The 22432-nt window shown below is 44.2% G+C and carries 23 protein-coding genes and 1 tRNA gene; 21 read left to right on the top strand and 3 right to left on the bottom strand.

Annotated elements, in window-relative coordinates:
• Positions 1-111 precede the first annotated feature (111 nt).
• Complete coding sequence (locus DW930_RS02645) at positions 112-1050, bottom strand: bifunctional oligoribonuclease/PAP phosphatase NrnA (protein ID WP_123159251.1); 939 nt, start codon at positions 1048-1050, stop codon at positions 112-114.
• A 177-nt stretch (positions 1051-1227) separates the two neighbouring features.
• Between DW930_RS02645 and DW930_RS02640 the strand changes: the two genes are divergently transcribed.
• The 7 genes from DW930_RS02640 (at position 1228) to DW930_RS02610 (ending at position 5913) form a co-directional block, all read left to right on the top strand.
• Entirely contained in the window at positions 1228-1671 is a 444-nt protein-coding gene (locus DW930_RS02640) for a flavodoxin (RefSeq protein WP_117744184.1), read from the top strand.
• 131 nt (positions 1672-1802) lie between these two features.
• Entirely contained in the window at positions 1803-2084 is a 282-nt protein-coding gene (locus tag DW930_RS02635) for a chorismate mutase (RefSeq protein ID WP_123159250.1), read from the top strand.
• A gap of 1 nt (position 2085) precedes the next feature.
• Complete coding sequence (locus tag DW930_RS02630; protein WP_123159249.1) at positions 2086-3297, top strand: chloride channel protein; 1212 nt, start codon at positions 2086-2088, stop codon at positions 3295-3297.
• 117 nt (positions 3298-3414) lie between these two features.
• Positions 3415-3762 (top strand): 50S ribosomal protein L19, encoded by a 348-nt coding sequence (gene rplS / locus DW930_RS02625; protein ID WP_003016418.1) that lies wholly within the window; start codon positions 3415-3417, stop codon positions 3760-3762.
• A 43-nt stretch (positions 3763-3805) separates the two neighbouring features.
• Positions 3806-3877 (top strand) — tRNA-Arg (locus tag DW930_RS02620).
• A gap of 203 nt (positions 3878-4080) precedes the next feature.
• Complete coding sequence (locus DW930_RS02615) at positions 4081-4722, top strand: DUF6572 domain-containing protein (protein ID WP_023023059.1); 642 nt, start codon at positions 4081-4083, stop codon at positions 4720-4722.
• Positions 4723-5100: 378 nt separating this feature from the next.
• Complete coding sequence (locus DW930_RS02610) at positions 5101-5913, top strand: PrsW family glutamic-type intramembrane protease (protein ID WP_023023061.1); 813 nt, start codon at positions 5101-5103, stop codon at positions 5911-5913.
• Between the two features lie 437 nt (positions 5914-6350).
• Here the strand turns inward: DW930_RS02610 and mnmE are convergent, their stop codons facing one another.
• Entirely contained in the window at positions 6351-7724 is a 1374-nt protein-coding gene (gene mnmE / locus DW930_RS02600; RefSeq protein ID WP_123159248.1) for a tRNA uridine-5-carboxymethylaminomethyl(34) synthesis GTPase MnmE, read from the bottom strand.
• Between the two features lie 162 nt (positions 7725-7886).
• Between mnmE and rpiA the strand changes: the two genes are divergently transcribed.
• The 8 genes from rpiA (at position 7887) to DW930_RS02560 (ending at position 15082) form a co-directional block, all read left to right on the top strand.
• Positions 7887-8558 carry a ribose-5-phosphate isomerase RpiA gene (gene rpiA / locus DW930_RS02595; RefSeq protein WP_123159247.1) on the top strand — a complete coding sequence of 224 codons (672 nt, stop codon included), beginning with the start codon at positions 7887-7889 and terminating at the stop codon, positions 8556-8558.
• Positions 8559-8650: 92 nt separating this feature from the next.
• A complete protein-coding gene (locus DW930_RS02590) occupies positions 8651-9862 on the top strand; it encodes a phosphopentomutase (protein WP_123159246.1) in 1212 nt (403 codons plus the stop codon).
• Position 9863: 1 nt separating this feature from the next.
• On the top strand, positions 9864-10406 hold the full coding sequence (locus tag DW930_RS02585; protein WP_123159245.1) for a DUF1697 domain-containing protein: 543 nt from the start codon (positions 9864-9866) through the stop codon (positions 10404-10406).
• A gap of 13 nt (positions 10407-10419) precedes the next feature.
• Positions 10420-11229 carry a purine-nucleoside phosphorylase gene (locus DW930_RS02580; RefSeq protein ID WP_123159244.1) on the top strand — a complete coding sequence of 270 codons (810 nt, stop codon included), beginning with the start codon at positions 10420-10422 and terminating at the stop codon, positions 11227-11229.
• Between the two features lie 5 nt (positions 11230-11234).
• Positions 11235-12515: a chloride channel protein gene (locus DW930_RS02575; protein WP_207801595.1), complete on the top strand. Its 1281-nt coding sequence runs from the start codon at positions 11235-11237 to the stop codon at positions 12513-12515.
• A gap of 356 nt (positions 12516-12871) precedes the next feature.
• Positions 12872-13582 (top strand): purine-nucleoside phosphorylase, encoded by a 711-nt coding sequence (gene deoD / locus DW930_RS02570; RefSeq protein ID WP_042507506.1) that lies wholly within the window; start codon positions 12872-12874, stop codon positions 13580-13582.
• Positions 13582-14340: a hypothetical protein gene (locus DW930_RS02565; RefSeq protein ID WP_123159242.1), complete on the top strand. Its 759-nt coding sequence runs from the start codon at positions 13582-13584 to the stop codon at positions 14338-14340. Before deoD ends, DW930_RS02565 begins: the two co-directional genes overlap by 1 nt.
• A gap of 10 nt (positions 14341-14350) precedes the next feature.
• Entirely contained in the window at positions 14351-15082 is a 732-nt protein-coding gene (locus tag DW930_RS02560; protein ID WP_123159241.1) for an NAD-dependent protein deacylase, read from the top strand.
• A gap of 72 nt (positions 15083-15154) precedes the next feature.
• Here the strand turns inward: DW930_RS02560 and DW930_RS02555 are convergent, their stop codons facing one another.
• Complete coding sequence (locus DW930_RS02555; protein ID WP_120701981.1) at positions 15155-16063, bottom strand: LysR family transcriptional regulator; 909 nt, start codon at positions 16061-16063, stop codon at positions 15155-15157.
• A 142-nt stretch (positions 16064-16205) separates the two neighbouring features.
• Here DW930_RS02555 and DW930_RS02550 point away from each other — a divergent pair, with 142 nt between their 5' ends.
• The 6 genes from DW930_RS02550 to DW930_RS02525 all read left to right on the top strand — a co-directional run bounded on the left by DW930_RS02550 (position 16206) and on the right by DW930_RS02525 (position 22369).
• On the top strand, positions 16206-17573 hold the full coding sequence (locus tag DW930_RS02550) for a DUF6688 family protein (protein WP_120702354.1): 1368 nt from the start codon (positions 16206-16208) through the stop codon (positions 17571-17573).
• A gap of 186 nt (positions 17574-17759) precedes the next feature.
• Positions 17760-18566: a dihydroorotate dehydrogenase electron transfer subunit gene (locus tag DW930_RS02545; protein WP_123159240.1), complete on the top strand. Its 807-nt coding sequence runs from the start codon at positions 17760-17762 to the stop codon at positions 18564-18566.
• Positions 18567-18576: 10 nt separating this feature from the next.
• Positions 18577-19515 (top strand): dihydroorotate dehydrogenase, encoded by a 939-nt coding sequence (locus tag DW930_RS02540; protein WP_023023087.1) that lies wholly within the window; start codon positions 18577-18579, stop codon positions 19513-19515.
• A gap of 376 nt (positions 19516-19891) precedes the next feature.
• Complete coding sequence (gene pyrF / locus DW930_RS02535) at positions 19892-20584, top strand: orotidine-5'-phosphate decarboxylase (RefSeq protein WP_123159239.1); 693 nt, start codon at positions 19892-19894, stop codon at positions 20582-20584.
• 490 nt (positions 20585-21074) lie between these two features.
• Positions 21075-21707 carry an orotate phosphoribosyltransferase gene (gene pyrE / locus DW930_RS02530; RefSeq protein ID WP_023023091.1) on the top strand — a complete coding sequence of 211 codons (633 nt, stop codon included), beginning with the start codon at positions 21075-21077 and terminating at the stop codon, positions 21705-21707.
• Between the two features lie 134 nt (positions 21708-21841).
• Positions 21842-22369, top strand: a complete 528-nt coding sequence (locus DW930_RS02525) for a hypothetical protein (RefSeq protein WP_123159238.1) — start codon at positions 21842-21844, stop codon at positions 22367-22369.
• Positions 22370-22432: the final 63 nt, after the last annotated feature.

The following is a 22432-nucleotide window of genomic DNA, read 5'->3' as shown; positions in this document are numbered from 1 at the left end:
TCACATTTTTCTAAATCTTATTAAAATTTATTCGTTTTTGTTTAAAATGAAAAAAGGCCAATCGTCTCCACTAGAAACGACTGACCTGCTTGCTTGATTCTTCATGAACATCTATTTTGTCTTGGCAACTTCCTGTAGTTCCCGATAGATTTGCTCGTTTTCTTCTAAGGAATATGAATTGGCACCACTGGCGAGTGGGTGGCCTCCACCATCGTGGCGTTTGGCAATCTCGTTGATCACCAGAGCTTTACTTCTCATACGGACGCGGTAGTGGCCATCGGCTTGCTCGACAAAGATGGCCCAAACACTGACGTCTTCGATCCGACCAGGTGCTGAGACAATCGCAGCAGTTTCGGCATCAGTGATTTGGTAGTGTTTGAGGAGCTCATGGGTAAGGGTCACGCGACTTGCTCCATTTTCATCGATTTCGAGATGGTCATAGACATAGCCTTGAAGCTTGGCAATCTTAAAGCTCATGCTATCCATGTGACGAGAAAGACCGGTAAAGTCAAAGTTAAAGCTACGAAGGTGGGAAACCATCTCGAAAGTCCGGCTCGTCGTTGAAGGGTAGAGGAAGCGTCCAGTATCTCCGACAATACCGGCATAGAGGAGACGGGCTGCTTCTGGAGTGATTTCAAGCTTTTGTTCAAGAGCCAAGAGGGTAATGAGTTCACTCGTAGAGCTCGAGTCAGTGTCTACCCAGAGGAGATCTCCGTAAGCATCATCGTTTGGATGGTGGTCAATCTTGATTAGAAAATCGCCACTTGTGTAGCGTTTGTCATCGATGCGAGGGGTGTTGGCAGTATCGCAGACAATGACCAGGGCACCCGCATAGTCCTCATCTGTGACAGCATCCATGCTAGCCATCCAAGCAAGAGTCGGCTCATTAAAGCCGGTAGCTAAGACTTTTTTGTCTGGGAAGTTGGTCTGGATGATCTCTTTCAGGCCGACCTGGCTTCCGATCGCATCCGGATCGGGATTCATATGACGGTGAAGGATAATGGTATCGTATTGGTTGATTTTCTCTAAAATGTCCTGTGTAATCTGCATATAGTACCTCATTTAGTTCTCATTCAATTTTAGCATAAGCAGGGCATTTGGAAAAGAAAAAGGTTGTCTGGCTCTCTGGTGGGGAATTTCCGAACAATGCCAGGTCCCCAGTACTTCCCTATGCAAAATTCGAGCGAAAGTGGTATAATGTCATAAGATTATTATTTGGAGGGAATTATGACATTAGCAAAGATTGTTTTTGCAAGTATGACAGGAAATACAGAAGAGATTGCTGATATCGTAGCCGATAAGTTTCGTGATCTTGGTGTCGAAGTAGAAGTCGACGAATGTACAACAGTAGACGCAGAGGACTTTCTTGAAGCTGACATTGCAGTCGTAGCAACCTATACTTACGGTGATGGTGAGCTTCCTGACGAAATCGTAGACTTTTATGAAGACTTAGCTGGTCTTGATTTGAATGGTAAGATTTACGGTGTTGTTGGTTCAGGTGATACCTTCTACGATGAGTTCTGTAAGGCAGTGGATGACTTTGATCGTGTCTTTGCAGCAACTGGTGCGGTTAAAGGTTCTGAGTGCGTCAAAGTGGATCTGTCAGCTGAAGACGAAGATATTGAAAAATTAGAAGCTTTTGCAGAAGAACTTGTAGCAAAAGTAGGCTAATCAATAGTTAAGAAAGGTGTTTGCATGTGGCAGGCACTTTTTTTGTTGATGAAAGTGTTCAATAGCTGGATAGGGCTAGTAAGATAGCTCGATTTTTGATAAAATGGGTAGCAAAAAGTGAGGAGACCAGTATGGAATTAGAGAAGATTCGCCAAGAGATTGATAGTATTGATAAAGAATTGGTCCATTTATTGGAACGCCGGATGCACTGTGTAGAAGATATCATTCGGTACAAAGAAACTCATCAAAATCCTATCTTGGATCGGGGCAGAGAAGATGAGGTCTTAGCCAATGTCGCTGGCTTGGTGCAGGAAAAGCGCTATGAAGAGACCATCCTTGCGACTTATGGGGACTTAATGAAGCGCTCCAGAGGCTACCAGGCCGATCAATTAGATGGGGACGAAGGTGCTTGAGATGACGATAAGTAAAAGAACCTTAGTATATACCCTAGATGCCATTATGATCGGGGGGATCGTCGGGGTAATTGATACTCTCTTCGGGCGTGTCTTGATTGGGATTGGAGAGGTTCGTACGGATTACCTTCTCTATCTCTTACCCTTTCTGCCTCTAGCCGGTATCTTGATCACCTATCTCAATCGCACCTATGGAGGTAAGAGTCAAAAAGGGATGGAGCTCCTCTTTGAAGTAGGAGAGGGAAGGGAGAAAGCCATTCCCAAGCGCTTGATTCCCTTGACCATCCTTTCTACCTGGTTGACCCATCTCTTTGGTGGATCTGCTGGTCGAGAAGGAGTAGCGGTCCAGCTTGGGGGAACGGTGGCCCATGCTCTTCGAAGAGAGGGACTTGGCCCTCACGCTTCACGTATCTATTTGGTCACTGGGATGGCTGCCGGCTTCGGAGGACTCTTTCAGACGCCTCTAGCTGCTATCTTCTTTGCTATGGAGGTCCTAGTGGTTGGGAGACTGGAGTGGCGGGCTCTTTATCCTGCGGCCATTGCAGCCTTTGTTGCTAGTTGGACTTCTCACACCTTGGGCCTAGAGAAGTTTACCCAGATCATTTCTGCCAAGCTCTCCCTATCCCCACAAGTCTTCTTGCAGTTACTTCTTTTGGGAGTCATCTTTGGTCTGACAGGCAAGCTCTTTGCCTATCTCCTAGGCACCTTTAAACAAAGCTTTACCAGGACCTTTGCCAATCCCTATGTGCGGATTGGAGTGGTTGGCCTCGGTCTGAGTATTCTCTTGTATCTGATTGGAGCAGGTCGCTACACGGGACTGGGGACCAATCTGATCTCCCAAAGTTTTGAAGGAGCTGATGGGAAGGGCTTGATCACTGGGGCAGACTGGATCCTCAAGCTCCTCTTCACGGTGTCGACCATTGCGGCAGGCTATAAGGGAGGAGAAGTGACTCCACTCTTTTCTATCGGGGCCAGTCTGGGTGTTTGGCTAGCTCCTTTCTTTGGACTTCCGGTTTATCTGGTAGCTGCCTTGGGCTATGCGGCAGTCTTTGCCGGAGCAACCTCGACCACGATTGGACCAATCTTGATCGGGTGTGAGGTCTTTGGTTTCCAACATTGGCCAGCCTTTCTCTTGGTCTGTCTGGTCGCAACTCGCCTCTTTCCAGCCCTGTCTATCTATGGTGGACAAAAAGTTGCGAAAAAGTTGCAATAATCCTTTACAAAAGGACATTCTTTTGGTATTATAAACTTTGTGCGTAATGGAAGCACAAAAATACAGTTTATCCGCTGAGGGAGTAGCCCTCAAGATTGACGAAGATAGGAGAATAAAATGAATCCATTAATTCAAAGCTTGACTGAAGGTCAACTTCGTACTGATATCCCTGCATTCCGTCCTGGTGACACTGTTCGTGTACACGCGAAAGTTGTCGAAGGAACTCGTGAACGTATCCAGATCTTTGAAGGCGTTGTTATCGCTCGTAAAGGTCAAGGACACACTGAAATGTACACTGTTCGTAAAATCTCTAACGGTGTCGGTGTTGAACGTACATTCCCAGTACACACTCCACGTGTAGAAAAGATTGAAGTTGTACGTTACGGTAAAGTACGTCGTGCGAAATTGTACTACCTTCGTGCATTGCAAGGTAAAGCAGCTCGTATTAAAGAAATCCGTCGTTAAGACGAATGAGGAGGCGGGAGTAATCTCGCTTCTTTTTTTATAGGTCCCCTTAGTTCAATGGATATAACAACTCCCTCCTAAGGAGTAGTTGCTGGTTCGATTCCAGCAGGGGACAGAATTTAAAAAGAAAACACTGAAAATTCAGTGTTTTTTTTGTTTAATTTATGCTAGAACGGATCTTGGAGAAAGCCCTTGTATGGTATAATACAGGGAGAGATTGAGCGATTTTTTCCACTTGCTGAGAAAAAATGGATTGACTGGAGAAGCAAACTTCCAGATGATTATGTATCGCCATTGAAATAGACAAAAAGGAATACTATGACAATAATAAAAAGAAATGGGTTTATTATAACTGAAGAAAATGGTAATTATACAATTTCCTGGATGACAGGGGGAATTCAAGATAGAGAAGTTACTTATCCACTTAGTAAAGAATTAGTAGATAAAGCTTTAAGGTCAGAACAGGATGCTTACGAGGTTGAGCTGTTCTTACGAACTGGAGAATGGGTGACTAAGGGAAGTAAAGAAGTAGCTAGACAAAATTACTTTAGATCCTCACCAGTTCGTATGTTAGTAAATCCATCATCTATTAAACAGTTGTTTTCTATTCAAGAATTTGAAGAACTGATACAAAAAACTATCTCCTCAGAACTAAAACCAAATGAACTGGACGCAATTGGTATAGTTGAAAATTATTTGGAACTTCTTCTAGTAGACCCTCTTGATTGGCAGGAAGAAATAGAAGCGGTTCATTTGAAAATTTTGCAGGAAAAAATTAACAATTACATCTATTTCCTAGAAAGCAAGCAATATGTGGAGCGATATGGCGATAACTTTGACAAAAAAGTCATCCATATCACATTGCAGTATTCTCCATCTGATAATGGACTAGCCTTCCTCGTAGAGGTTCAAAAAGTGTTACAACCGACGGATATGACTTTGAAGGTAGAATTACCGTAGTAAAGTAGAACTCAAAAGAGCACCATCGGTGAATTGATGAGTTATAAAAAGTGTTAAAGTAAAGGTTGATATAAAAATAAGTTAGACAGAATTGACCTGAATTATCTAAAGCCTATTAGAATAACATTTCTAAGAATCTTTTATATGCCAGCAGGGGCAGAATTAGAAATGAAACACTTATAGTTGAACCGTGTGTTGATGTTTTAGATCTGTGTTGTTTCGAATGGTCCCAAAAATATCATCAATAAACAGCAGCAACCAGTATTCGCAATTTCCGTATCCATTTATTGTTTTTTTAAGTTTTTATTGTTACAATAACCATACAGACAAAAAGACTGGATTTCCAGCCTTTTTAATTGTTTTAAAGAAAGGTTTTTTATGAAACGCAAATCGATTTTGTTTCTATTTTTATTCTTGCTCTCCATTGGTCTAGCTTATGAGACGCAGTCTATCACTGCTGGTTGGATGACTGGGTCCCAGTATGGGATCATTGGTATCTCTGTCCTCTTGCTTCTAGTATATGCGATTCCTGCTGTTTGGGCTCTCTTTCATTTCGCTAAGAAGTGGAAGTTGTCCTGGATTCCAGTCCTCTTTTCACTTCTAGGTGGCGGCTTGATCGCAGGTTGGTTGTCTAGTTTTGCCAATACCTATTTCCATGAGATGATTCAAGCAGTAGCGCCCAATAGCGATTTTTGGAACCAGTATGAGAGTGCTATTGCAGGGCCCCTCTTTGAGGAACCCTTCAAGTTGATTCCGATCTTCTTTGTCCTCTATTTGTTCAATGTGCGTCGGATCAAGTCCATCTTCCTTTTAGCGATTGCTTCTGGTCTTGGTTTCCAGATTGTGGAGGACTTTGCCTATATCCGTCAAGATATGCCAGAAGGCTTCTCTTATGCAGTATCTGGTATCTTAGGGCGGATCATGAATGGGGTCGTATCTCACTGGGTCTACACAGCTCTGTTCATGCTAGGTCTCTACTTGATCATTCAAGCTACAAAAGGTCGCAAGGACTTGATGCTGACTGGTTGGTTCTATTTAGTAGCTGGCTTTGGCCTTCACTTTATTGGCAATTCACCATTTGGCCAAATCGAGACAGAACTCCCTCTTGCTATTCCTTTCTTAACAGCAGTAGGACTCTTCTTGATCTACCAAGCTTACCAAACCGTCGAGCGATTAGAACAAGGGAAATAAAAAAGAATGAGAGTGGGATAGAAATCGGTCATTTGTTAGAATTCGATTTCGTTGTCCCACCTCCGCACAGTTGAGTAGGGCTGTAAAAGCTGATGAAATCAGCGTAGTAGAGCCCACTCAACCACTGCGTCTTGCTCGACAATTCAAAGACAATTTAGAGGCTAGGACTTTTGTCCCAGCCTCATTTTTATTATTATATAAAACTGATTTACAGATTTTTTTAATGAGTGAAACTGTAGCTGTTAAACAAATTTGATTTTTGAAGAAATACTTGAGACTTTCCGCCGTGAGAAAAGTGCTTGAAACATTATTGTTTCAAGCACTCGGGAGTTTTGAAACGTTAGATTCAAAACTAAGTCATGGAACTTCTTCGAAGTTCGCTGACGTCCGTACTCACCTAAGGAAAGTCTCTAATAGTATAGTATATTTTAATAGTTTTACTTACCAAGACAGAACTGGCTGAAGAGTTGGGTAATGAGCTCGTCTGGTGCAGCGTCTCCTGTGATTTCGCCAAGGATTTCCCAAGTGCGGGTCAGATCGACTTGAAGGAGATCTACTGGCATGCCCATGGCCAGGCCTTCGTTGACAGCTTGAAGGCTTTCAACGGCTTTCTCGATGAGAGAGATATGGCGGGCATTTGAGAGGTAAGTAGCATCTTGCTCCACTAGGCCAGCATTTTCAAAGAAGAGGGCGTTGATGCGGTCTTCAATTTGGTTGATATTTTGGTTTTTAAGGACAGAAATCTTGATGTGATCAGCTGGGATCTCGTCCAACTCGATTTGTTGCGGGAGATCAACCTTGTTGAGAAGGATGATGCGGTTGCTGTCTTGGGAGATCTCAAGGAGCTGCCGATCTTGATCAGTAAGAGGCTCGCTAGCGTTGAGGACCAGGAGGACCAGATCAGCTTCTTTGAGGGCTTTCCGAGAGCGTTCCACCCCGATGCGTTCGACGATATCCTCTGTCTCCCGGATTCCAGCCGTATCGACGAGCTTGAGGGGAACCCCGTTGATATTGACGTATTCCTCGATGACGTCACGGGTCGTCCCTTCGATATCGGTCACGATGGCTTTTTCCTCGCGCAGGAGATTGTTCAGAAGGCTAGACTTGCCGACGTTAGGTCGCCCGATGATAGCAGTAGAAATCCCCTCGCGAAGAATCTTACCACGGCGAGCCGTCTTGAGGAGGTTGGTCAAGAGGGCTTCAAATTCAGTAGTCTTTTCGCGAATGATCTCAGTGGTTGCTTCCTCGACATCGTCGTACTCAGGATAGTCGATGTTGACTTCGACTTGAGCCAGAGTATTGAGGATCTCTTGGCGCGTGTTGTTGATGAGATCAGAAAGGGATCCATCCAACTGTTTGACTGCAATATTCATAGCCTTATCGGTCTTGGCCCGGATAATATCCATGACCGCCTCCGCCTGGGTCAAGTCGACACGACCATTCAGGAAGGCCCGCTTGGTAAATTCACCAGGCTCCGCTAGACGAGCCCCTTCACGAATCACCAATTGCAGGATTTCGTTGGTCACCGCAATCCCACCGTGAGTGTTGATTTCGATAATGTCTTCACGAGTGAAGGTTTTAGGCGAGCGCATGGCTCCAACCATGACTTCATCCAGAATCTCATCCTTAGCTGGATCTACGATGTGGCCGTAGTTGAGGGTGTGGCTGGCCACGTTGCTTAAGTCTTTTCCTTTAAAGATTTTTTGTGCAATTTTAAAGCTGTCTGTCCCACTTAGGCGGACAATCCCGATCGCTCCCTCACCGAGAGGAGTCGAGATAGCAGCAATGGTATCAAATTCTCTAGTAATCATCTATCTTCTCTTTTCCTGTGTATTCTCTTCTATTCTATCGTAAACTAGCTAGAGGGGCAAGACATTGCTTTTAGAAGGAGGAGTTGAAAAGGTTTTCAGTTAAGTGGTGAAATCTGTCGACCAATATGCTATACTAAATATGAATAGAAATGGAGGTCTAAGATGGTAAACCTAAAAGAACAGGTTGGCATTAAGGCGGCTGAGTTTGTTACAGACGGCATGATTGTCGGTCTTGGTACAGGGTCAACTGCTTATTATTTTGTGGCTGAATTGGGACGTCGCATCAAGGAAGAAGGCTTGCAGATTACAGCTGTAACGACCTCAAGCGTGACCTATGAACAGGCAGAAGGCTTGGGAATTCCTCTCAAAGCGATCGATGATGTCGAAGTGGTGGACTTGACCATCGATGGTGCGGACGAAGTAGACCCTGCTTTGAACGGCATCAAAGGTGGAGGCGGTGCCCTCTTGATGGAGAAAATTGTTGCAACCAACTCAAAAGACTGCATCTGGATTGTCGATGAGTCAAAACAAGTGGAAACGCTTGGTGCCTTTAAACTGCCAGTAGAAGTCGTTCAATACGGAGCAGAGAATCTTTTCCGTCATTTTGAGAAGAAGGGCTATTCTCCAGCTTATCGTGAAAAGGATGGTCAACGCTTTGTCACCGACCAAGGCAACTATATCATTGACTTGGATCTCAAGGTGATTCAGGATGCGGAAGCTCTGGCCAATGAACTGGATCACACCGTAGGGGTTGTAGAGCACGGTTTGTTCTTGAACATGATTTCAAAAGTGATCGTAGGGACACCAGAAGGCCCTGTCATCATCGAAAAATAGGTTTCTCTAAAGAGGGTCCGGGTTTAAAACGGCTCTCTTCTTATAGGGAAGTGGTATAATATAGCTAGTTTAATAAAGGAAAGAGGCAGTTTATGTCAAAATTTAATCGTATTCACTTGGTGGTACTAGATTCTGTAGGGATCGGAGCAGCTCCAGATGCTAATAACTTTGTCAATGCTGGTGTACCTGATGGCTCATCAGATACTCTTGGTCACATCTCAAAATCAGTTGGTTTGAATGTACCAAATATGGCAAAACTTGGTCTTGGAAATATTCCTCGTGAACAAGCCTTGAAGACTGTTCCAGCTGAGAGCAATCCAACTGGTTACGCAACCAAGTTAGAAGAAGTCTCTCTTGGAAAAGATACTATGACAGGTCACTGGGAAATCATGGGGCTTAATATTACAGAACCGTTTGATACTTTCTGGAATGGATTCCCAGAAGAAATCTTGACAAAAATCGAAGAATTCTCAGGTCGCAAGGTCATCCGCGAGGCCAACAAACCTTATTCTGGTACAGCTGTTATCGATGACTTCGGACCACGCCAAATGGAAACAGGCGAGTTGATTATCTATACATCAGCTGACCCAGTTCTTCAAATCGCAGCTCACGAAGACGTCATTCCTTTGGATGAACTTTACCGTATCTGTGAATACGCTCGTTCCATCACTTTGGAACGTCCAGCCCTTCTTGGTCGGATCATTGCGCGTCCTTATGTTGGTGAGCCTGGAAACTTCACACGTACGGCAAACCGTCGTGACTTGGCTGTATCTCCATTTGCTCCAACAGTTTTGGACAAATTGAACGATGCAGGTATCGACACCTACTCAGTTGGTAAGATCAGTGATATCTTCAACGGAGCAGGTATCAACCACGATATGGGCCACAACAAATCAAACAGCCACGGTATTGACAACTTGATCAAAGCGATGAAATCAGAAGATTTCAAACATGGTTTCTCATTCACGAACTTGGTTGACTTTGATGCTCTTTACGGACACCGTCGTGATCCTCATGGTTACCGTGATTGCTTGCATGAGTTTGACGAGCGCTTGCCAGAAATCATCGCAGCCATGCGCGAAGATGACCTCTTGATGATTACGGCTGACCATGGGAATGACCCAACTTACGCTGGTACTGACCATACGCGTGAATACATCCCATTCTTGGCTTACAGCCCATCCTTTAAAGGTAGTGGCTTGCTTCCAGTTGGACACTTCGCCGACATCTCAGCAACAATTGCGGACAACTTCGGTGTTGAGAAAGCCATGATCGGTGAAAGTTTCTTAGATAAATTGGTCTAAGATGACGCGTTTTGCCTTACTCGTAAGAGGAATCAATATTGGTGGCAAGAACAAGGTGGTCATGGCTCAACTTCGTCAAGAATTGACGGAGCTGGGATTGGAACAAGTGGAAACCTACATCAACAGTGGCAATATCTTCTTTACGACAGGTCTTTCTCGATCTCAGTTATTAGAGTGCCTGTCGACCTTCTTTGAAACACATTATCCCTTTATTGAACGCTTTTCTCTGCTGAGTCGAAAAGACTATGAAGCAGAATGTGCAAACTTACCGCAATGGTGGACAGAAGAGATGGCTCGCAAGGATGTGCTCTTTTACACCGAGGGCTTGGATAGGGAATCCCTAGAAGAGAAGTTGCTTGCTTTGAAGCTAGGGGATGAAGTGCTCCACTTTGGCAAGCTAGCTGTTTTCTGGGGGAAATTCTCAGAAGCAAGCTACGCTAAAACCGCCTACCACAAACATCTGATGAAGATGCCTTTCTATCGTGAGATCACTATTCGCAACGCTAACACCTTTGACAAAATTGGTAGATTACTTAAGAAATAAAAGGAGAAACACAATGACATTATTAGCAAAAATCAATGAAACAGCAGCATTTTTGAAGGGCAAAGGAATCGAAGCTCCTGAGTTCGGATTGATCCTTGGTTCAGGTCTTGGAGAATTGGCTGAAGAAATCGAAAATGCAGTCGTAGTAGACTACTCTGACATTCCAAACTGGGGTCAATCCACAGTAGTCGGACACGCTGGTAAATTGGTTTATGGTGATCTTGCTGGACGTAAAGTCTTGGCTCTTCAAGGTCGTTTCCACTTCTACGAAGGAAACCCATTGGAAGTGGTGACTTTCCCAGTTCGTGTCATGAAAGTTTTGGGATGTGAAGGAGTGCTTGTAACCAACGCTGCTGGAGGTATCGGCTTCGGTCCTGGTACCTTGATGGCTATTACTGACCACATCAATATGACAGGTCAAAACCCATTGATCGGTGAAAACTTGGATGACTTTGGTCCACGTTTCCCTGATATGTCGAAAGCTTACACTCCAGAATACCGTGAGACTGCTCATCAAGTAGCAGACAAATTGGGCATTAAACTGGATGATGGGGTTTATATCGGTGTGACAGGTCCAACTTATGAAACTCCAGCTGAAATCCGTGCATATAAGACTCTTGGTGCAGATGCTGTCGGTATGTCAACTGTTCCTGAAGTCATCATTGCGGCTCACTCTGGTTTGAAAGTTCTTGGTATTTCATGTATTACCAACTTTGCGGCTGGTTTCCAAGAAGAGCTTAACCACGAAGAAGTAGTGGAAGTGACGGAGCGCGTCAAAGGAGACTTCAAAGGATTGCTGAAAGCGATTCTTGCTGAATTGTAATAAAGATGGAAAGAATTGTGAGAACCATCCAAGCAATTCCCTATAAATTGAGAATGGTCCTAGTAGCTTGTCTGCTAGGGCTTGTTTCGGGTTTAGCGGGTATTTTTCTTCATTTCCTTTTAGAATTAGTGGAAGGATTGGCCTTTGGTCAATCAGAGCATCAGTCTGACTTTTTGACGGATGGAGTTCCTCCTTATCGGATAGGGATCAGTTTACTAATTGTAGGTCTTACCTCGGCCTTAGTCTGGTATTTCTTACAACGAAAGGGGAAGCTCCTCTCCATCAAGGGTCAGATGAAGGAGGAGGATTCCCGTTCCGCCCTTCATTTCAGGAAACAGTTGCTCCATTCTAGCTGGCAAATCGTTGCCGTAGGAGCTGGGGCCCCTATCGGAAAAGAAGGAGCGCCCCGAGAGATTGGCGCCTTGTTGGCAGGGCCTCTTGCGAAAGGTTTTGACCTATCTCTGACAGATCGTATTTTCCTAATCGCTTGTGGGGCGGGGGCAGGTTTGGCTGCGGTTTACCAAGTCCCATTAACGAGTGTGTTTTTTATATTTGAAACCTTAGGCATTGCATTTTCACTTAAACGCTTTGTCCTAGCAGGGGTCACGACCTATATAGCTGCTTTTGTAGCAGGTTGGGTGATTTCAGATCATGCACTCTACAAGATGCTGGATACGACTTGGTCACTACAGGTATTGTGGATGATGCCGATCTTAGTCTTGGTCTTAACGCCCCTAGCTTATGGATTTGCGCGCTTGACCAAGCAAGCCACTGCTCATCGGATCAAAGACCAGCGTATTTTTCTGACTCTTCCACTGGCATTTCTTTTCTTAGCTTTCCTAGCTCAGAACCTCCCCCACCTTCTAGGAAATGGACGAATGGTCGCTCAGGAGGTCATCAATGGCATTCCATGGAAGACGGCATTAGTCTTATTTGTCCTAAAAGCACTCGTCGTTTTGCTTACTCTCTGGGCGGGGGCTTACGGAGGGACTCTGACACCTTCCTTTGCACTGGGAATGGCAGGAGCGTCACTTATAACTCTAGCTTTTGGATTTGAGGGTCTATCTACCCTACTACTGATTGGCGCTGTTTGCTTTTTGACCGTGACCCTAAATGCTCCCTTTTCTGCTACAGGGCTAGTAATCGGCTTTACGGGTCAAGGGTTAGAAGCTCTGCCTTATCTTTTGCTAGCCGCTTTTCTAGCTCATGCACTTGGAAGGGCCTTGGATCGGATTTCATGGAAAGGGTTGATCAGACCAAAAGTGAGAGCGTCAGAAGATGGTTAAGGGTCGGAAGAATTACATACTAGCCTTTTAACCTATCCATTAGATGAATCCTATCTTCTTATGGTATAATTTAAGTAGGCATAAAGGAAACAGGCTCATTCGGGTTAAGAATAACCCTCTTTTTGGTGCCTGCCCTCTATTATGAAAACAGAAAGCATGAAACCTGTGTTCAAATTTGAGTACAAGTGGAAAGCTTTTCTAAACAAAAAATACACACAGAAAGGAAGGGTTAACCGTATTCGCTGAACTGAATACGGGCGGAGAACTGTGAAAAAAAGATAAACTGCCTAGCATCTGCGATGCGTCGTCAGTTTCCTATTTTTCCTTTGTTCTCTGTCGCCCTTTATATCTTAAACATGTCTATCCATATTGCTGCTAAGCAAGGTGAAATTGCTGATAAAATTCTCCTCCCTGGAGATCCTCTTCGTGCGAAATTTATCGCTGAGAACTTTTTAGAAGACGCTGTTTGCTTCAACGAAGTTCGGAACATGTTTGGTTACACGGGTACTTACAAAGGTCATCGTGTATCTGTCATGGGTACTGGAATGGGGATGCCATCGATCTCTATCTATGCGCGTGAGTTGATCGTAGACTACGGTGTGAAGAAGCTCATCCGTGTGGGTACCGCTGGTTCTTTGAATGGCGATGTCCATGTCCGTGAATTGGTCTTGGCCCAAGCAGCAGCCACCAACTCAAACATCATCCGCAATGATTGGCCTATGTATGATTTCCCACAAATCGCTAGCTTTGATTTGTTAGATAAAGCCTACCACATTGCCAAAGACCTTGGCATGACGACGCATGTCGGCAATGTCTTGTCTTCTGATGTCTTCTATTCAAACTACTTTGAAAAGAACTTAGAGCTTGGTAAATGGGGCGTAAAAGCTGTAGAAATGGAAGCGGCAGCGCTTTACTATCTTGCCGCTCAACACCATGTTGATGCCCTTGCCATCATGACCATTTCTGATAGCTTGGTCAATCCAGAAGAAGATACGACAGCTGAAGAACGTCAAAATACTTTCACAGATATGATGAAAGTTGGTCTTGAAACCTTGATTGCAGACTAATGACAGAATATCTTCATGATGAGTGGCTTTACGACCTTCAGACCTACCAGTATGGTCGGGCCCTCCGCTCTGCTAAGAAGCAGAAGGAAGTGCCAGAGCTGGTCTTGACCTTATTGGACTTAATGGCCGAGCGTCGAGAGCTTAATATCCAGCCAATCATGAACCAAAAGTTGAGAACCAAGTTGCTGGATGCAACAGGTTTTCAGCTTTTTTGGCATGAGGATCCAGAAGAGGAACAGCTAGCTAACTACCTTTATGACTTAGAAGCTAAGCTCCGCAACGATCAGATGATTGACTTCATTCGTGCGGTGAGTCCTGCTATTTACCGGATCTTTATGCGCTTGATTGAAATGCAGATCCCTGATATTGCAGACTACATTCACAACTCCAAGGAGTCTAGCTATGACCATTGGAAGTTTGACAAAATTCGGTCATCTGACCATCCAGCCTTGCAGAATTTCCATAGCGAGAGTGCAGTCAATTCGTCCAGTTTGACGGAGTTGATTTTACTTTTAGACTTGCCGGATTCCACCATGGATGCGGCCAAGCAACTGCGGGAGTTGGAAAAATCTGTCCGCAATCCTTTGGCCCATTTGATCAAACCCTTTGATGAGGAAAAATTGCACCGGACGACAGGTTTCTCTTCTCAACATTTTATGGAGCTCTTAGTGAGCTTGGCCCAGGAGACGGGGATTGTTTATCAACGAGAACCTTTTTATTTCGACCAGGCCAATGCCCTTATCGAGGCTCTCTTGTGAGGAGGAAGACATGGATAAACTAAAAGAGTTGCAGGACGTGATTGACCGTAGTCAGAATATTGTCTTTTTTGGTGGAGCAGGTGTCTCTACAGAGTCCAATATTCCAGATTTTCGTAGCTCAGATGGCGTCTATAGTGTCACCTTAGGTCGTCATTTTACAGCTGAGCAATTGGTCTCTCATACCATGTTTGAGCGCTATCCAGAGGATTTTTTCGACTTTTATAAGAAATACCTGCTCTATCCTGATGCCAAACCCAATGTAGCCCATCGTTATCTTGCTTGGCTGGAGCAGACAGGGAAGCTTAAGGCAGTGGTGACGCAAAATATTGATAGTCTCCATGAGATGGCAGGATCTAAAAAAGTCTTGAAACTCCATGGTAGTGCCGATCGCAATTACTGTACGGGCTGTCAGCGCTTTTATGATCTGGAGGCCTTTCTAGCTTTGGCAGGGACTATTCCTCATTGCCTCGACTGTGGCAAGGTGGTCAAGCCGGATGTGACCCTTTACGAGGAACCCCTCGATATGGACGTCTTTAGCCAAGCAGCTCGAGCTATCCAAGAGGCTGACCTTCTCATCATCGGTGGAACTTCCCTTGTGGTCTATCCAGCAGCCAGCTTGATACAATATTTCCAAGGGAAGAATCTTGTCGTGATCAACAAAACCAGTATCCAGCAAGACAAGCAGGCGGACCTGGTTATTGAAGGGAAGATTGGCCAAGTGTTTTCTAAATTAAGACAATAAAAGAACACCTGAAGGAAGTAGAAGGCTACTTGTTTCAGGTGTTTTTATTGGGCTTGTGTAGATGGTTAGTCCTTATTTATCAAATCGGACTTCCTCAAGTAAGTATTCGATAAATTTCTCACCCATCTTGGAGAGGCTAGCTTTCTCATGTTGGATATAGACCAGCTCGATTGGGTCATCAATATCTAGTGGGATGGAGACGATATTGTCTCCGTTGAGGTTGCTATTGAGGATACCGGTCGCAATAGTGTAGCCGTCCAGACCAATCAAGAGATTGAAGAGGGTGGCACGGTCGCTGACCACGATAGACTTTTTGTGATGCTCTTGGGAGAGGATCTCTTCTGAGAAGTAGAAGGAGTTGTGGGTCCCTTGGTCATAGCTGAGATAAGGGAAGTCTTCTAGGTCTTCTAGCTTGACCACATCTTTGTTTGCCAACGGATTGGACTTGCTGACGAAGATGTGGGGCTGGGCTGTGAAGAGGTGGGTTGCCTTGAGGTGGCTATCATCTAGCATTTTTGAGAGGACATCCCGGTTGTACCCATTCAGGAAGAGGACACCAATCTCACTTCGGAAGTTCTTGACGTCATCGATGATTTCCCAGGTTCTAGTCTCCCGTAGGAAGAGCTCGTATTTCTCCATGTCACTTTTCTTGAGGAGAGAGACGAAGGCTTCGACCACGAAGGCATAGTGCTGGGATGATACGCTAAAGAGCTCCCGATTGGCTACTGGATTTTTATAGCGTTCTTCTAAGAGTTGGGTCTGCTCCACGACTTGACGGGCATAAGAAAGGAACTCCATCCCATCCTTGGTCAGAGTGATACCTTTGGGATTACGGATGAAGATGTCAATCCCCATTTCTTTTTCCAAGTCCCGCACAGCATTAGACAAACTTGGCTGGGTAATGAAGAGTTGTTTGGATGCCTCATTCATAGAGCCTGTTTCGACGATTTTGATAATGTAATGTAATTGTTGGATTCTCATGCTTATATTTTAACATACTTTTCGCAGAAAATCCTAGCTGGTATCAGTCTCTAGAAGGATTTTTCCCTATAAATCAGGTTTAGAATTGAAGGAATGTTAACACCTTGGTAGAATGATGGAAAAGATAAGCTTTGGAGGCCTTATGAAAAAAATTGCTAACTGGTACAAAAAATGGAACCAGGAACTGGAGACTAAATTTTTAGCCAGTGTATTAAAGATGAACTTTATGACCAACTTCCTGATATTTCTTAGTTTGTCTGCTTTTCTAATTGTCGGGAGCTTGCCAGGAAATATCCAATCTTTGGGTTTCTGGAATGCTATTTTTGGAGTTGCAGTTTACAGTGTTACAATTCTGGTTCATGCCCTAGGGGTCAGTTATTTTGTTCCTAATATCTTTGTGATTCTGTATGTTATTTCTAGATGGTCTACGATACAGGCCCAGACCTTGGAAAAGGAGCTGGTCGGTGTCTATGACGAGAAAGAAGAGGAAAAAATTAAACGAAGGGTCAACAATCGCAAGTACTTTGTGATCCTTTGGATAGGATTCTTTGGCTGTATTCTAGAATCTTTCATTATCTATCAGGTAAAGGATCTGACCGGTTATGATTGGACAAAACAGCTCATTAATGAGCAGAAGCATACCATGATTTGGACAGAGGCTCTGCCAACTATCATTACCTTGGCTCTTATTTCCCTCTTGGCTCTGGTCATTTATTCCTACCGGGATGCTAATTCCTTGTCTCCACTTTTGAATATCTTTTGTATCAGTGGGATATTGATGGGTTTGGTGCTGGTAGGATTGTTTGACATCCAGTTGCAAGTCATCGGTTGTCACACGGTTTTCTGGTTAGTTTATTCCATTAGTCTCTTAAGGACCAGGATGAAGGAGTGGGAGGGAGAGTCTGATCCAAATAGGGTCTATGACAATCCCATTCTCCAGCGCTTTCACACCATCCTCCACCAATCCAAACACTGGCCTTGGCTGGCGGTCGTCTTTGCCCTTCCCTTGTTAGCTGTATTGGTCATGGTTCTGATGCTTTTTGGTCAGCGACCTGATAGCTTGGTCAAGGCCTGGACCAATACGGCAGATTGGACTTTCTCGGAAAAGATTCCTCCTCAGAATCTGATCATAGATGAGCATTATCTCTGTACGGTCGCAGCAGGTGGCCATGAAAAGGTGGTCAAGCCCCAGCGGATGGGAGTCCGGCATGGTCATCCAGTGGTCGTCAATCGACAGCTCTGCATTGCCAATGCCTTTGAGCAAGTACTGGAAGAAAAGACGCCACGTTTCCATCGCTTCTTACGTCGCAATTATGACCGCTATGGCTATCCTTTTGCTAAACATATCAAGAAGAAATGGGCTATGGATGTCATTTACTATCTGATGAAGCCTCTGGAATGGGTCTTCTTGTTGGTTCTTTACCTGGTCGATCGCAAGCCTGAGAACCGAATCGCCATGCAATACATCAAACCGATCCCAGAGGATTTTGATCCCAAGAAAGCTTCTTAAATCACCGATTTCTACTTGACAAGCATCTAGTAGCACGATATAATGATACAAATTTAACCTTTAAGGGGTCCAGAGAGGCCTGCAAGGAAAGACAGAAAAAAAGATCAGCGGACTGAGTCTAGCTGATCATTTGTAGGACCTTGCTTTTGCGAGGTCTTTTTTGCTGGAAGAAAGAAGAGGAAACCAATGGTCAGTGACAGCTGTAAAAAACGGTTTGGAAAAATCATGATGGAAGACATGGAGTTAATCGCTCAAGAAGAAATTGCGCCACGGATTTTTTCAATGGTCTTGAAGGGGCAAATGGTCGAGCAGATGCTAGCTGGGCAGTTTCTCCATATCCGTGTACCGGATGACTCTAAGCTCCTTCGTCGTCCCATTTCTATCTCAGAGATTGATCAAGCCAGCCATACCTGTCGCCTCATCTATCGCGTAGAAGGAGGCGGAACGGCCATCTTTTCTCAGCTGCCTATTGGTAGTTTTCTAAGTGTCATGGGTCCTCAAGGGAATGGCTTTGACCTAAAAGGTATTGGCCAAGGGGCGCGTACTTTGATTATCGGTGGCGGGATTGGAGTACCTCCCTTGGTCCAAGTGGCTAAACAGCTACATGAGCAAGGAGTAGAAGTCCATTCTGTCCTTGGATTTTCTACTAAAGAAGCGGTTATCCTTGAAGAAGAGTTGAAGCAGTATGGGCAAGTGACCATTACAACTGACGATGGTTCCTATGGGATCCAAGGTAATGTGTCAACTGTAGTGGAAACACTCAATGAAGATATTGATGCGGTTTATTCATGTGGAGCCCCTGGTATGCTCAAATACGTCAACAGCAAGTTCTATGATCACCCTCGGGCCTATATTTCAATGGAATCCCGTATGGCCTGTGGGATGGGAGCTTGCTATGCCTGTGTCGTTCATCTGGAAAATGCAAGCCAAGCAGCCAATAAACGCGTGTGTGAAGATGGTCCAGTCTTTGAAACTGGTACGATTGTGATGTAGGGAGGAAAGTATGACTAGTAATCGATTAGCTGTATCCTTACCAGGATTAGACTTGAAAAATCCCATCATCCCAGCTTCTGGCTGTTTTGGGTTTGGCCAAGAATATGCCAAATACTATGACTTGGACTTATTAGGATCCATTATGATCAAGGCAACGACAGCTGAGGCTCGTTTTGGCAATCCCACACCACGTGTCGCAGAGACTCCTGCAGGAATGCTCAATGCCATTGGTCTCCAAAATCCAGGTGTCGATGTCGTTCTCGCAGAGAAACTCCCTTGGTTAGCCCAGCATTATCCAGATCTACCGATTATTGCCAACGTAGCAGGATTTTCCAACGAAGAGTATGCGACGGTATCGCGGAAGATTTCTCAAGCACCAAATGTAAAGGCCATCGAGCTTAATATCTCTTGTCCCAATGTGGACCATGGGAATAACGGGCTTTTGATTGGTCAGGTTCCTGAGTTGGCCTATGATGCGGTAAAAGCTGCAGTAGAAGCATCCTCAGTCCTTGTCTACGTTAAATTGACCCCTAGTGTAGCAGACATCACTCAAGTAGCCAAGGCTGCGGAAGATGCGGGAGCAAGTGGCTTAACCATGATCAATACCTTGGTCGGGATGCGCTTCGACCTCAAGACTGGTAAGCCTATTATTGCCAATGGTACGGGAGGTATGTCAGGACCAGCTATCTTCCCAGTAGCCTTGAAACTCATCCGCCAAGTAGCCCAATCCACGAAACTTCCAATCATTGGAATGGGGGGTGTAGATTCAGCAGAAGCAGCGATTGAAATGATGATTGCTGGCGCTTCTGCGATCGGTGTCGGCACTGCCAATTTCACCGATCCTTATGCTTGTCCAACGATCATCGAAGCCCTGCCGCAGGTCATGGATCGATATGGCATTGACACTCTTGAGAACTTACGAAAACATGTTCGAGAAAATCTATTATAAGGATTATCATGAAAATAAAAAATGCCTGCTGGCTACAACCCCAACAGGCTACTGAGTAAGCTACAACTGAAACAACCCTTACTCAGCATAGCAAAAATTTTACAGGAAAAACGTTTATTCGTCAATCTTTTAACATGTTTATGAATCTTTCCTAGTCGAAAGATGAAAAAGACAGATGGAATCCGAACGTTTTATGATTATTTCTTGACTTTTCTTTAATATCGTACTACAATGTAGAAAAACCTTTAAAGTGGTCCAGAGAGGCTCCTAAGGTCTAGACGGTGAATCAGGGTAGATACTACCTAATTTTCGTGTAACCTTGCCTCGGGCAAGGTTTTTTTGTGGAAAAAATGTCACCCATTAAAAGGAGAAACCCATGCGTGAAGAACGTCCCATCATCGCCCTTGACTTTCCAGCTTTTGAAGATGTAAAAAACTTTTTAGAACATTTCCCAGAAGATGAAAAACTTTTTGTAAAAATAGGAATGGAATTTTTCTATGCAGTTGGACCAGAAATTGTCCACTATCTGAAAGGTCGTGGCCACAGTATTTTCTTGGATCTAAAATTGCACGACATCCCAAATACGGTTAAGTCAGCAATGTCTGTCCTTGGCACCTTTGGTGTGGATATGGTGACAGTTCATGCGGCCGGCGGTGTAGAGATGATGCGCGAAGCTAAAAAAGCACTTGGGTCAGGGGCCAAGTTGGTGGCGGTGACTCAGTTGACTTCTACCAGTGAAGAAGACATGCGTGATTGCCAAAACATCCAAACCACTGTCCAAGAATCAGTAGTTAATTATGCCCGAAAAGCACAAGAGGCTGGTTTGGACGGAGTTGTTTGTTCAGCCCATGAAGTTGATTTGATCAAGAAGGCTACATCAGAAGAGTTTGTCTGTGTAACCCCAGGTATCCGTCCTGCGGGAGCAGAAATTGGTGACCAAAAACGGGTCATGACCCCACAAGAAGCCCACGCCATCGGTTCAGACTACATTGTCGTTGGACGTCCGATCATCCAAGCAGAAAACCCATGGGATGCTTACCATGAGATTAAGAGACAGTGGAACTCGTAAGAGCTACTAAAAGTGAAACTTTTGTAGCTCTACGGGAAGTCCGATAGGATCTTCCCTAACGAGTTCACTAGATTAGAAGAAAGAAAAATATCGTTTCTTTCTTCTAATCGTCGGAATAATCGGAGCCCGATGGGGCCTTCCCTAAACTATTCACTAACTTGTTTGAAAGAAAATTATCGTTTCTTTCAAACAAGTGTCGGAACTCTGGAAAGTCCGATGGGACTTTTCCTAACGCATTCACTAGATTAGAAGAAAGAAAAATATCGTTTCTTTCTTCTAATCGTCGGAATAATCGGAGCCCGATGGGGCCTTCCCTAAACCATTCCCTAACTTGTTTGAAAAAAAATTATCGTTTCTTTCAAACAAGTGTCGGAACTCTGGAAAGTCCGATGGGACTTTTCCTAACGCATTCACCAACCTATACTGTTATTGTTTAAAACTATTTCCTATTTAATTCGTATTCGATTAAAATCGTAAAAAAGGAGTTATTATGTCATTAGCTAAAGATATTGCCAGCCATCTTCTAAAAATTGAAGCCGTTTATTTGAAACCAGAAGAGCCTTTTACTTGGGCTTCAGGGATCAAGTCCCCTATTTATACAGATAATCGTGTGACCCTCGCTTATCCTGAAACTCGTACCTTGATTGAGAATGGATTTGTAGACAAAATCAAAGAAGCTTTCCCTGAAGTAGAAGTGATTGCTGGAACAGCAACTGCAGGGATTCCTCACGGTGCCATTATCGCTGACAAGATGAACTTGCCTTTTGCCTACATTCGTAGCAAACCAAAAGATCATGGTGCTGGGAACCAAATCGAAGGCCGTGTCCCACAAGGTCAAAAGATGGTAGTGGTGGAAGATTTGATTTCTACAGGCGGTTCAGTTTTGGATGCTGTCGCAGCTGCGAAACGTGAAGGAGCAGATGTCCTTGGTGTGGTGGCTATCTTCACCTACCAATTGGAAAAAGCCGATAAGAAATTTGCAGAAGCTGGCGTTCAACTCGAAACCTTGTCTAACTACACAGAACTGATTCATTTGGCAGAAGAACAAGGTTATATTACCTCTGAAGGTTTGGAAATGTTGCGCCGTTTCAAGGAAAACCAAGAAACTTGGCAAAATAACTAATCGTACAGAAGCGTTTCTTGCGCTTCTTTTTTATCCTCTTTTCACTAGTTGTTAGCTAACTTGAAATACATAGAATAATCCTGTATGATTATGGTAATTGTTTTACGATATAAGCGATCTTAAGGGAGAAGCACATGACAAAAGAAAAGTATTTGGAAACGAAAAAGCAGGCGAGAGTTTGGTTTACCGTTAATATCCTCATCAGCTTGATTGCTATTACAGGTGGAAGTTTAGTGATCATCAGTCAATCACGCCATATTCCGTTTTTGCTAATGTCCCTGGGTGCAATCACCTTGATGAATCGAGTCTTGATTACACCTGCTTTTAATGCTAAAAAAGAGGCTGAGGAGCAACACCCAGAGTGGAAGGACTTGTCCACGAAAGGTACTAAAATACCTGTTGAAGATTTCCAGAAAGGGTTTCTCATATCGGTTGCCGCTCTTCTGATTGTCATTGTAGGTTTCTTTATGTTCTATCGTCCTCTGCCTAAAGCAGACCCTACAGTTTCGAATTTGACCCCTAAGGATGTTCAAATCTTACAAGAATTGGAAGAAGATATTGAATCCAACACCCCCTCGAATTCAAATTCATTGGATATCGATAAAGCAAAAGATTTAGCAGAAGAAGCACAGCGTGAAAATTGGTTGAAAAGAGAAGAGTAAGAACTCTTTTTAGGGAATTTGGAAGTCGCTAGTCTATGTGGAAGGGTATAAAAATGCAAATGA

Source organism: Streptococcus sp. AM43-2AT, assembly GCF_003603405.1.
Classification (GTDB): domain Bacteria; phylum Bacillota; class Bacilli; order Lactobacillales; family Streptococcaceae; genus Streptococcus; species Streptococcus ilei.
This window is presented reverse-complemented; position numbering and strand designations above follow the sequence as displayed.